The organism is Brevibacillus sp. HB2.2 (assembly GCF_013284275.1).
In the GTDB taxonomy this organism is placed as follows: domain Bacteria; phylum Bacillota; class Bacilli; order Brevibacillales; family Brevibacillaceae; genus Brevibacillus; species Brevibacillus brevis_D.
In genome coordinates, this window is sequence record NZ_JABSUV010000033.1 from 55,021 (window position 1) to 66,871 (window position 11,851).

An 11,851-nucleotide genomic window follows, 5' to 3' on the forward strand; every position below is an offset into this window, starting at 1 on the left:
ATACTTTTATTATAATAAGTATGACACAATTATCAATGTGTTTTACTGAAAAATAAATATTTGGACGATTTACCCTACCCAAAAAAAGAGAAAAAGCCGCTCTCTAACCCGTAAGAGAAGCGGCTTTTCGTAATTTTTAACGTAATTGAAAGTCGTATATATTTTTGTAACGATCATGATAATAGAGCACTCGCTGGACATATTGACGGGTCTCCCCATATGGAATGTCCTCAACCGTGTCTCTAGTTCCGTTCCATTGCTCACTCGCGAGCCATCCATTTACTTTTCCCGGACCGGCGTTGTAGGCGGCAATGACTTTGACGATATCGCCATCATAGCGTGACAGCAAAAAATCGAGATACCATGTCCCAATCTCGATGTTCATGACAGGATCGTACAAGTATTGACTGTCCTTTGGACGGAAGCCTGCCTCATTGACAATCCATTGCGCTGTTTCCGGCATGAGTTGCATGAGCCCGACCGCACCTTTTTTCGAAACGCGATCTGTCGCAAACCCACTCTCGGAACGAATGATGGCCAATACCAAATGAGGGTCCACCTCATATTTCAGTGCAGCCGTCACAATCTGTTGCTCATATTTGATCGGGTACATCCATTTCCACACCACTGGCGTGTTTAGCAGCAAAAATACACTCGCCAAAACGAGCAGAATCCATGCTGCACGTTTGCCAAAACTCATGATTGACGCTCCGATCGAATCGCAGCTAATACAGCCTCCACTTGACGCTCGGTTTCTTCACGCGAACCAGAATTATCGATTAAAAAGTCTGCGCCCTGCTTCTTCTGATCAATGGGAAACTGTGCCCGCAGTCTTTTTCGTGCTTGTTCTTCTTCCAATTCGTCGCGCTCCAGCATTCTCGCCAGTTGCATCTCGTAGGGCGCATAGACGACCACGATTTTTTCTACCATATGCGTAAGCTTGCTCTCATACAGCAGAGGAATGTCCATAAAGACGATCTCGGCTCCATTCGCTTCCGCTGATTCGGCCTCTTCCCGCATGACGCGGCGTACCTCGGGATGGACGATGGCGTTCAGCTTTTGACGCTCGGACTCGTCCGAAAACACGATCTCACCTAGTTTTTTTCGATCAATTTGACCATCTTCCAATAGGATTTCTCTTCCAAAATGGCGCACGATCGCTTCATAGGCCAGTTTACCTGGTTCTACGACCTCTCTGGCGATTTGGTCAGCGTCAATGACAGGAATTCCACGCTCTCGAAGCATACCAGTCACCGTGCTTTTCCCAGTGGCAATTCCGCCTGTTAACCCTAGTATCATGCCCATCCTCCTCCCTTGGTCGAACTGTTATAACTTTTGGCAGTCCGGGCAAATATGCGTCCCTCTGCCGCCGACTACAAACCGAATGATTTCGGCTCCGCACTTCGTACACGCCTCATCTTTACGTCCATACACTAATAGAGATTGCTGGAACATTCCCATCTCGCCCTGTCCGTTCACATACGACTTGATGGAGCTACCACCTTGTTCTACCGCTTCTTGCAAAGTGGAGACGATGCTTTCGTGCAGTCGAATAACATCTTTATCTGTCAGCTTTCCTGCTGGTTTCTCCGGATGAATGCCTGCTTTAAAGAGTGACTCGTCCACATAAATATTCCCCAGCCCTACAATACATTCCTGGTTTAGGAGAAGCGGCTTAATTTTTGTTGACCGTCCTTTTAACAATTTCCCCAAAACTTCAGGGGTAAAACTCTTATCTAGCGGTTCTACCCCCAGTTTTGCCAAAGGTCCGACGGTTGTTTCCTTCCCCTTAGGGAACAGATCCATCGTCCCGAACTGGCGAACATCCCGATAACGCAGCTCCGTCCCGTCCGTAAAATGGAAGACGACATGGGTATGCTTCTCAACGGGATCATCCGCCTGATACACGCCATAGCGCCCTTCCATTCGCAGATGGGACACGAGCACGTCCTCGTTTAAGAAAAACTGAATGAATTTTGCCCGCCGTTGGATATCCTGGATGGTTTGTCCCACCAAGAGAGATTTGAAAGCTTCCACGTCATCTGGCTGGCGTACAATACGCGCCAAATGAACACTTACTCTCTCGATCGTTTTTCCCATAACCAAGCCACGCAAAGTCCGTACGACGGTTTCTACCTCCGGCAATTCTGGCATATGCCCTCCTCCTCTCGCTGTCTATCGATCCTTATGTTCTAGGCATGCCTACTTCGCATCGTACCAGGTACGTCCGTCACTGACGTCCACCTTGAGTGGCACGTTGAGGGACAGCGCACTCTCCATCACTTCTGGTACCAGCTTGCGCATGACCTCTAGCTCATTTTCTGGCACTTCAAATACAAGCTCATCGTGCACCTGCAAAAGCATGCGGCTAGCGAGACCTTTCTCCTCGAGCGCTTCCTGCATGCGAATCATCGCCAGCTTGATCACATCGGCAGCAGTCCCCTGGATCGGCGTGTTCATCGCGGTACGCTCGGCAAACGAACGCAGGTTAAAGTTGCTGCTGCGAATATCAGGCAGGTAGCGGCGGCGGTTCAACAAGGTCGTCACATGGCCATCCGCCTTCGCCTGCTGAACGATCTCGTCCATCCAGCGCTTCACACCGGAGAAGACATCAAAGTAACGCTCAATGAAGTCCCCAGCTTCTTTACGGGTAATATTGAGGTTTTGCGACAGACCGTAGTCGCTGATGCCGTATACGATCCCGAAGTTGACCGCTTTGGCCTGACGGCGCATCAGCGAGGTCACTTCTTCCTCACTCACACCAAAGACGTCCATCGCGGTGCGGGTATGAATATCCATTCCTTTTTGGAAGGCGTCAATCAAGTTTTCGTCTTGCGAAATATGGGCCAAAATCCGCAGCTCAATCTGGGAATAGTCGGCCGCCAGCATGTACCAGCCATCCTCTGATGGGATAAACGCCTCGCGAATCTTGCGTCCTTCTTCCATGCGGATCGGGATATTTTGCAGATTCGGGTCTGTGCTGGACAGGCGTCCTGTCGCCGTAGTCGCTTGGTTGTAAAGCGTATGCACCTTGCTCGTCTTCGTATGGATTTCCTTGGTCAAGCCTTCAATATACGTAGAACGGAGCTTGCCGAGCTGACGGAAGGTCAGGATCGCATCGATGATCGGATGATACGGGGCGAGCTTCTCCAATACATCCGCACTGGTAGAAGGCCCGGTTTTAGTCTTTTTCAATACAGGCAGAGACAAGCGGTCAAACAAAATTTCACCCAATTGCTTCGGCGAGTTGATGTTGAATGCCCCACCCGCCAGCTCGTAAATCTGATCAGTCAGACCCGCTAGCTTTTTATCCAAGTCTTCCCCCATTTGCACGAGACGCTCACTGTTTACCTTCACGCCTTGCTTTTCCATGAGAGCCAATACCATACTCAGTGGTGCTTCCAATTCGCCGAGCAGCTTTTCCATTTCGTTTTCCGCCAGCTGCTCGCGCAATACTGGAACGCTCTGCCAGATGGCTGCCGCTTTATGTGCCACATGCTCGCTCAGCACGTCCATTTCTGGAACAAGACGCTTGGCACCCTTGCCGTACACCTCTTCATCTGACAATACCCGTGTCTGAGCGTATTGTGCCGCAATACTATCCAAGGTCGGGTTGCTCTCAGCCGCATTCAGCAGGTAAGAGGCGAGGTACACATCAAAGCTGATGCCTTTTATCGCAAAATCATGCCAAGCGAGTCCAACCGTATCTCGCTTGCCGTCAAATACCCACTTTTCCTTTGCCGGATCCGCCAGCCACTCACAGAGCGCCTTCCATTCCTTGGCTACGTCCCACGGCACAAACATCACCGTATCTTCCGTAGCCAGTCCAATCCCGAGGAAAGGCGCATGATGATAGTTTTCCCCGTCCATTTCGATGTAAAGAGCCATTGGCGAAGTCAGCTTGGACTCGTACGCCGCTTTGTTTTCCTCTGAAATCATCTCAAATGAAAATGGCTTGGCGTCTGCTTGTCCGCTTCCACCTTCTGGCTGTGCCACTTTGATCTTGGACAAGAGCGATTTGAATTCCATCTTTTTAAAGAACTCGCTGACAGGTAGGCCATCATAGCCTTCAAAGCCAGTCTCTTGTACATCCAGCTCCACAGGCGCTTCACGCAAAATGGTTGCCAAGGCTTTACTCATGTTCGCCTTGTCTACATTCTCACGCAGGTTCTCTTGCAGCTTTTTACCTGATACTTTATCGATATTTTCCAGTACTTGCTCAACAGAACCGTATTCGTGCAGCAGCTTCAGCGCTGTTTTTTCCCCGACACCAGGAACACCTGGAATGTTGTCGGACGAATCGCCCATCAAGCCTTTCAGATCAATTATTTGCAGCGGCTTAAGGCCGTACTTTTCGTGAATTTCTTCCGGAGTGTACATCTCGATTTCGCTAACTCCCTTGCGCGTCAAAGCAACGGATACATGCTCGGACACGAGCTGCAGCATATCTTTGTCTCCGGTAATGACAGTCGTTTTCCAAGCTTGCTCATCTGCCTGCTTCGTCAACGTACCGATAATGTCATCCGCCTCATAGCCTTCCAGCTCGAAGCGTTTGATTGAGAAGGCATCCAACAGCTCCCGAATCAGTGGAAACTGTTCAGACAGCTCCGGCGGAGTTTTGCTGCGTCCCCCTTTGTACTCGGCATACTCGCTATGGCGAAACACGACTTTTCCCGCGTCAAAAGCAACCATGATATGCGTCGGCTTCATTTCTTCCAACACTTTTAACAGCATAGTCGTAAAGCCCAGCACTGCGTTCGTATGCAGTCCTGCCGATGTGGACAACAAAGGGAGCGCATAAAACGCCCGGTTCGCAACACTGTTTCCATCAATCAACACAAAATGACTCAAGGAATTCGACCCCTCTCGTTACAAAACTACTATCTTTAATCGTAACATAGGGCAAACATCAAAGCCAAGCCGTAGATATGGCGGGTAAAGCACAAGGTGATTGAACAGACTATGAAAAAAATGGACAAGGAAGGTGATCTTATGAATGGGAGAAATTTGATTCCGATCTTGCTCACGCTTTTACTTTCCCTTGGGGCGATTCCAGTGACTGCTAACTCCACCCCAGACCCTGCACCCGTTGTCAAAAAGCTAATGGCATTTGTCATTGATGATTTCGGGAACAACATGCAAGGGACGGAGGAAATATTAGCAATGCCAGTCCCTCTAACTGTTGCCGTCATGCCGTTTATGCCCAGCACGAAGCAGGATGCCGAGCTCGCTCATCAAAAAGGACATGATGTACTCGTTCACATGCCGATGGAGCCAATGAAAGGAAAACGCTCCTGGCTCGGTCCTGGAGCCATTACGGCTGATCTGTCCGAAGATGAGATTCGCAGTCGCGTGGAGAAAGCGATTGACGATGTGCCACATGCGATTGGCATGAATAACCATATGGGCTCAAAAATTACGGCTGACGAGCGCATCATGCGCATCATCATGAAGGTCGTCAAAGAACGCGGCCTTTTTTACCTGGACAGCAAGACTACCGATAAAAGCGTGGCGGCGAAAGTCGCAGCCGAAATGGGCGTCCCCCATGCAGTGAATCAAATTTTTCTGGATGACGTATACTCGGTCCCACATATTACAAAGCAGATGGAGCTCGTCTGCAAAAAAATCCACAACCATCCCATATGTATCGCAATTGGTCATGTTGGACCTCCTGGCAAGAAAACAGCCTCCCTTCTGCGCCAGTACATCCCGCGAATTCAGAAGGAGGCCGAATTTGTAACCATTTCAAAGCTTATCCAGCAAACTACTCATTAATTTTCTCCACCAGCTCTCCTGCACACTAGCCTCCGTTTTCAGATTTCCCGATAGCTTTACGTATTCGCTCACGGCCTCTGTAATGGCCTGAGCGATTTTTTCTTGTGCTTTGGGATTCGTTAACATTTCGCGGTCCTGCGCGTTGCTGATAAACCCCATCTCCACGATGACAGACGGACAGTAGTTATGACGGAGCATGTAGTACGTCTTGCCCTTGACTGGCTTTTCGTTGGACCCTGTGAGCTTGTTCAGCGAGTTTTGCAGCAGCCCTGCCAACAGGTAGCTTTCCTCTGTGTTTTGATGCAAAATAATCGCTCCTCTGCGCCGAGGACTCGGTGACCAGTTTACATGCAAGCTAAGCATCATCTGCGGGCCAATTTCTTTTGCCAAATTCTTGCGCTGAGCCAGGTCACGTATATGGCGGGATCGGTTGTCCAACCAACGATTGTCATCACTCAGGGCAACATCCTTGTGGCGGTTCAAAGCCACGGTGTAACCCGCAGCTGTGAGTTGTTGGTAAAGTCGTTTGGCAATTTGCAGATTGATGTCTTTTTCGTACAAATCCCCAAATGAAGTTCCCGAATCTATACCTCCATGTCCAACATCAATCAAAATATGAAAGGGGGTGAGCGGCAATGCCTCACTTCGCGTCGGGATACAGATGAGGATAAGCATGAAAGCAGTTATACGGAAAAAAGCCTGTAAGTTTCTCATGCCAGTAGGATAACCGGATTGAAAAGAAACCTTTCAAGCGGCGAGGTACACATAACATTGTGAATTTTTTAATCCAACTGTACAATGACAATTAATGAACCATGACCTTACCCGCATAAGAAGGTGTACTGATGAATCTATCTTTGGAAAAACCGTTATTTCCCCCGTATTTGGCTCTCTTAATCGGGGTGATCGCCATTTCCTCTTCTGCGATTTTTGTAAAGCTATCGGATGCACCTGCTCCGATTATTGCTACGTATCGCCTGATTTTTTCCGTTCTTTTAACGCTTCCTTTTTTATTTTGGAATCGTGGTGCCCTCGCAGAGATTGGAGAAATGTCCAAGAAAGTGTGGCTACTCTGTATTTTATCGGGAACCTTTTTGGCAAGCCATTTTCTGTTGTGGTTTGAATCACTGAACTACACATCTGTAGCCAGTTCTACTGTCCTCGTAACGTTACAGCCATTATTTGCCTTCATCGGCGGCTACTTCTTTTTTGGTGAAAAAGTTCGATTTCTGGCTTTATCCGGCGGCTTGCTGGCGATTGCAGGTAGCTTTGTGATTGGCTGGGGAGATTTTCAAGTAGGCGGTATGGCTCTGTGGGGGGATTTTCTCGCATTGATGGGCGCTGTCACCGTGACGGGCTACTGGCTGGTCGGGCAGTACGTTCGCCAGCATATGTCTTCCTTTGCCTATACACTCGTCGTCTATACGGCAACCAGCGTGATTCTCGTCGCCTATGATCTGGCTCTCGGTTATTCGCTCGTCGGTTACCCTACGGCGGATTGGGGCTGGTTCTTCTGTCTCGCCCTGTTCCCGACCTTGCTTGGACATTCTATTTTTAACTGGATCATTAAATGGCTCAATACGACGACGATCTCCATGGGGATTTTGGGAGAACCGATCGGGACTGCGATTCTCGCTTACTTCATCTTGGGTGAAGTGGTAACGCCTCCGCAATGGATCGGCGGCTTGATCATTATCGCCGGCATTTATGTGTTCATTCGTTTTAACCAACCTGCTAAAGGAGTGTCCTCCATTGAACAAGCAACCGGAGAACCGCAAAAGCTTGCGTGAATTCATCAAGGGACTGAGTATTTGGGCGAAGATTGGCTGGACAATTCTGCTTGGCTACATTGCAGGACGTATTTTGTACTGGTTATTTAAAATGATGTCCTAACAGAAAAAGGGGCAATTCCAAAGAAGTCTTCGATAAGACTTGCGGAATTGCCCCTTACTATTAGGCTGTTGCCTTCTCGGTTGCTGGCACCTGTTGCTGCGTTTTTTTCGGCTTTTTATGCAGGAAGTACAGAAGTGGAATCGAGAGGACAATAGGGATTACTGAGACGAGGAAAGTATCCCCGATACCTTGGACCAACGATTCTTTTGCCATCATTCCGTACAAAATCGCGCTGGCTCCCCCTGTCGCGTTCGCTGCATCTACCCCTACTTGTGCATACATTCCTGAAATGCCACTGATAAACTGCGTCGCCATATCCGTATTCAAGTTGTCAGAGATTGAGGCCATGTGGAAATTTTGACGTGCCTGCATGATCACTGTCAAAATCGCAATGGCAAACGAACTCATGACCTGACGCAATACGTTGGACAGCGGAGAGGCATCCCCTACACTTGTACGCGGAACGGCGTTCATCCCTACGGTGGACAGCGTCATCATACACAATCCGATTCCGATCCCGCGAATGGTCAGGATCATATCGATCCACGAATGCATGCTGTCAGCAGATAGATTGTGCAATTCATACGTCGTGATGCTCATAATGGTCAAGCCGACCAATCCAATCGGGCCGACCCCATATTTATCCATCAACTTTCCGCTGATTGGCATCATGATCGCCATGGCAATCGATTGCGGCATCAGCAAGATTCCAGACTCCATAGCCGTCAAGCCCTGAATGTTTTGGAGGAAAATCGGCATCAGGAAGATACCGCCCATCATCCCCATCATGACGAAGCCGGAAGTCAAAATACTGATGGTGAAGGTAGGGATCTTCAAAAGCCGCAGATCGAGCAGCGGACTTTCCTTCCCCAGCTCGACCCAGACAAACAGGATCAAGCTCATTACTGCAATGAAAAATAAACTGACGATGAAAAAGGAGGTCCAGCCCTCTGCTTGCCCTTTACTCAAAGCGAGCAACAGCGTCCCGAAACCGACGATGGCAAGAAATGCTCCCAAGAAGTCGAACTTTAACTCTGGCTTTTTCGGCGTTTCCTTGAGCAGTACGATACTCATGATCACCGCAAAAATACCAAAGGGTACACCGACTAGAAAAAGAAATTGCCAGCTTAAAAATTCGATGAGATACCCGCCCAAGGTCGGGCCTAGCGCAGGGGCTGTCATGGAAGCAATCCCGAATATCCCCAGTGCCATTCCGATCTTTTCACGCGGAACGATCATGTAAATCATCGACATCCCGATTGGCATGATCATCCCCCCGCTGACGCCTTGCACGACGCGAAAAGCAATCAGCGAAGAGTCACTCCACGCCAAGGCACAAAGGATCGACGAACAAGTAAATGCCGATAAGGAAAGTACAAATATTTTTTTTGCGCCGAATTTAGCGGACAACGAGCCGCTCATGGGAATCATAACGGCGTTTGCCAGCATATATCCGGTCAATACCCACTGCATGGTCTCGGTACTCGAACCAAAAATATTGACCATGGCAGGCAGGGCAACGTTAATCAAGCTATTGTTCAGAATCGCAACGAAGGTTCCTGAGAGGATGGCGACAAGAGACAGCCACATGCCGCCGTTCCTGCTTTTCTCCTCTCGGTGTGCCACCGCTTCCGCCATGTGTCAACACCCCCGTTAGTTTGCGATCACCTTGCTGCCCTCGGACAGTTTGTCTGTCGGGTTCAGCACAATTTGATCATTGTCTTTGACGCCATTCGTGACAGTTGTCCAGTCGCCGCTTGCGTTCTCTACTGCAACTTCCACTTGGTGCACAACGTTGTTATCTACTGTATAGATGTAATGCTTGCTATCCTTTTCCAGCACGGCTGAGGTAGGTAATTTTGTTCCTGGCGTTGCCTGTCCTTGGAGCAAAACCTCTGCTACCATACCTGCGCGCAGCAAGCCGTCCTGATTATTTACCTTCACTTTGATTGGGAATGAACTGCTGTTGGTATCCGAAATCGGAGAGACAAACTCAACGGTACCTTTCAGCACTTTCCCACCTAGACTGCCTACCTTCACATCAACAGTGGAGCCGACCTTCACTTGGTTGATTTCGTTTTCCGGTACGCTTGCTTCTACTTTGACATCTGCCATATTCACTAGCACCATAAGAGGTGTCCCCGCTGCTGCCATTTCTCCCGGGTCAACCGCACGCTTGGCGACGATACCTGTGATTGGCGCACGAATAATGGTATTGTCATAATTGCTTTTCGCCAGCTCGAGACTGGAACCCAACCGGCTCACTTCTGCTTGCAGAGCCGCTACCGTGTCAGCAGTTGGGCCTGCTTTTGCCAGATCGTATTGGGCTTGCGCCTGTTCAAGACCTGTGCGCGCCTTTTCCAATTCCAGCGAAGATTTCTCCAACTCAGCCTGGGACAATGCGCCTGCATCAAACAGTGCTTTCATCCGATTGTAGTTGCTCTCAACTACCTTCAGGCTGGCTTCTGCCTGCGTGACAATACTTCCAAGCTGCGTCAGTTGCTCATTGCGTGCACCTGCTTTTGTATCTCGCAGTTTTGCCTGAGCGCCTGCAATGGCTGCCTGTGCCTGATTAATCTGCTGCTGATAATCGGCTGCCTCCAGCGTGACCAGAACATCGCCTTGCTTGACGACTGCACCTTCTTTTACATTCACGCTCGCTGCTTTTCCAGAAACTTTAGAAACGACTTGGATCTCCTCAGATGCTGCCACCTTACCATTGGCGATGACACCTGTAGAGCCAGAAGTCACCTTCCACGTCTTCACAACAGGGACGTTCTCGCTCGTTTGCGTTGCTGAAGATGTCTCGCTACAGCCCGCTGCAATAAGCGAAACGGCTGCCATGACTGCAGCGATTGTTTTCCATTGTGCTGTCTTTTTCATGCTTCATTACATCTCCTTCACGTGCACTTTGATCTCGGCGTTCAATCCGGCCACGAGGTCCAGACCTGCTGTGTCATCTATGGCGATTTTGATCGGGATGCGCTGGGTTACCTTGGTGAAGTTCCCGCTCGTGTTGGCCGCTGGCATCAAGGAAAATGTAGAATTCGTCGCCTTTCCGATCTCCATCAAATGACCGCCCAATTTCTTACCTGGGTAAGCGTCAATCGTAAAATCGACTTTTTGGCCGAGTTTCAAGCGTTCGATCTCAGTCTCTTCCAAATTGGCGGAGATGTACAATTTGCTTTCGTCAATCACGAGAGCTACCGATTGCCCTGTTGAAACAATCTCTCCCTCTTTGGCTTGCGTTTTAATCACCGTACCTGTAATGGGGGAACGCAACACGCTGTTTTCCAGCATGGTCGTTGCTACATTGCTTGTATCTTGCTGCCCTACGATTTGATCCGCTATAACGGTGTCGCCTTCTTTGACAGCGAGTCCGGTCAGTTTGCCTGTCATTTTGGGCATGACCCGATAAATGTCTCCCGCAATCCGGGCATCTTGTGTGGTCACATAATGTGCACCTTGATACCAATAGTAGTAACCGATTCCTCCACCACCTGCCACGATCAGGAGCAAAATGACATACAAAACCAGTTTTCGCTTCATGGTTTCTCCTCAACTTTCTCGTTCTTCTAGTTTCGCAATCAATGTTTCCATCGACTGAATAATGATGTCTAAATCCTCATCGGAAAATCCATGGAAAATACGCTTGTAAAAGTTCTCTGAGAAAAAATCAACCTTTGCGAACAGCTCGGAAATCTTCGGTGTTTTACGAATCCAGACAACACGTCGGTCATTCTCATCACGTACACGTTCTACGAGTTGTTCTCGTTCCAAACGATCAATGATGCCAGAAACGGTGCTGTAGGATAAGTCTACGGCTTTGCTTATCTGACCGATCGTTTTGGGATCAGGATGTATTTCTCGAATGACCATTAGCTGCGGGACAGTCACACCATATTGGGACAGTTCTTTTGTGGCCATTGTGCCAAAAGTCTTGTTCAACCGTTTTAACAAGTCCCGAATATGCAGTGATTTATTCATAACGCACTCCTTTCTTAAGTAATATTTCGTGTACGAAATTTATCACATGAAAACTATACGATGTTTTTCTATCCGTGGCAACTATTTCTTTAGGTGAAACTTTAACTAGGCAAGCTTTTAGAAGCAGTTGTTAGACGGGGTGTCGTGGTGGGGAGGAAACAGGAGAAAACGCTCAGATTCTAGGTCCACCCGCTGG

12 protein-coding genes are annotated in these 11,851 nt (G+C 48.8%); 3 read left to right on the forward strand and 9 right to left on the reverse strand.

The genetic code is table 11. The features are described 5' to 3' along the window. Positions 1 to 136 precede the first annotated feature (136 nt). Genes HP401_RS32730 through polA form a run of 4 tightly spaced genes read right to left on the reverse strand, consistent with a single transcriptional unit; the run spans position 137 to position 4,851 of the window. On the reverse strand, positions 137 to 700 hold the full coding sequence (locus HP401_RS32730; RefSeq protein ID WP_173606515.1) for a lytic transglycosylase domain-containing protein: 564 nt from the start codon (positions 698 to 700) through the stop codon (positions 137 to 139). Next, positions 697 to 1,305: a dephospho-CoA kinase gene (gene coaE / locus HP401_RS32735; protein WP_012685133.1), complete on the reverse strand. Its 609-nt coding sequence runs from the start codon at positions 1,303 to 1,305 to the stop codon at positions 697 to 699. Before coaE ends, HP401_RS32730 begins: the two co-directional genes overlap by 4 nt. A 21-nt stretch (positions 1,306 to 1,326) precedes the next feature. Then, a complete protein-coding gene (mutM, locus tag HP401_RS32740) occupies positions 1,327 to 2,154 on the reverse strand; it encodes a DNA-formamidopyrimidine glycosylase (protein ID WP_173606516.1) in 828 nt (275 codons plus the stop codon). A gap of 48 nt (positions 2,155 to 2,202) precedes the next feature. After that, positions 2,203 to 4,851 carry a DNA polymerase I gene (gene polA, locus HP401_RS32745; protein ID WP_173606517.1) on the reverse strand — a complete coding sequence of 883 codons (2,649 nt, stop codon included), beginning with the start codon at positions 4,849 to 4,851 and terminating at the stop codon, positions 2,203 to 2,205. A gap of 141 nt (positions 4,852 to 4,992) precedes the next feature. Between polA and HP401_RS32750 the strand changes: the two genes are divergently transcribed. Further along, positions 4,993 to 5,775: a divergent polysaccharide deacetylase family protein gene (locus HP401_RS32750; protein WP_254457143.1), complete on the forward strand. Its 783-nt coding sequence runs from the start codon at positions 4,993 to 4,995 to the stop codon at positions 5,773 to 5,775. Here HP401_RS32750 and HP401_RS32755 read toward each other — a convergent pair. Next, positions 5,746 to 6,489, reverse strand: coding sequence for an N-acetylmuramoyl-L-alanine amidase family protein (locus HP401_RS32755; protein ID WP_173606519.1), 744 nt, complete (start codon positions 6,487 to 6,489; stop codon positions 5,746 to 5,748). The genes HP401_RS32750 and HP401_RS32755 overlap by 30 nt on opposite strands. Before the next feature lie 131 nt (positions 6,490 to 6,620). On the opposite strand from HP401_RS32755, the gene HP401_RS32760 reads away from it, so the two are divergent. Together HP401_RS32760 and HP401_RS32765 are read left to right on the forward strand one after the other, a co-directional pair. Next, positions 6,621 to 7,565: a DMT family transporter gene (locus tag HP401_RS32760; RefSeq protein ID WP_173606520.1), complete on the forward strand. Its 945-nt coding sequence runs from the start codon at positions 6,621 to 6,623 to the stop codon at positions 7,563 to 7,565. Further along, a complete protein-coding gene (locus HP401_RS32765) occupies positions 7,528 to 7,668 on the forward strand; it encodes a hypothetical protein (RefSeq protein WP_173606478.1) in 141 nt (46 codons plus the stop codon). The genes HP401_RS32760 and HP401_RS32765 overlap by 38 nt, the downstream gene beginning before the upstream one ends. A gap of 60 nt (positions 7,669 to 7,728) precedes the next feature. On the opposite strand, the gene HP401_RS32770 is transcribed toward HP401_RS32765, so the two are convergent. The 4 genes from HP401_RS32770 to HP401_RS32785 are packed head-to-tail and all read right to left on the reverse strand — an operon-like array spanning position 7,729 to position 11,655. Then, on the reverse strand, positions 7,729 to 9,306 hold the full coding sequence (locus HP401_RS32770; RefSeq protein ID WP_173606521.1) for a DHA2 family efflux MFS transporter permease subunit: 1,578 nt from the start codon (positions 9,304 to 9,306) through the stop codon (positions 7,729 to 7,731). A 15-nt stretch (positions 9,307 to 9,321) separates the two neighbouring features. Next, positions 9,322 to 10,551 carry an efflux RND transporter periplasmic adaptor subunit gene (locus tag HP401_RS32775; RefSeq protein WP_173606522.1) on the reverse strand — a complete coding sequence of 410 codons (1,230 nt, stop codon included), beginning with the start codon at positions 10,549 to 10,551 and terminating at the stop codon, positions 9,322 to 9,324. A 6-nt stretch (positions 10,552 to 10,557) separates the two neighbouring features. Then, positions 10,558 to 11,217, reverse strand: coding sequence for an HlyD family secretion protein (locus HP401_RS32780; protein ID WP_012685125.1), 660 nt, complete (start codon positions 11,215 to 11,217; stop codon positions 10,558 to 10,560). A gap of 9 nt (positions 11,218 to 11,226) precedes the next feature. Then, positions 11,227 to 11,655 (reverse strand): MarR family winged helix-turn-helix transcriptional regulator, encoded by a 429-nt coding sequence (locus HP401_RS32785; protein WP_012685124.1) that lies wholly within the window; start codon positions 11,653 to 11,655, stop codon positions 11,227 to 11,229. Positions 11,656 to 11,851 lie beyond the last annotated feature (196 nt).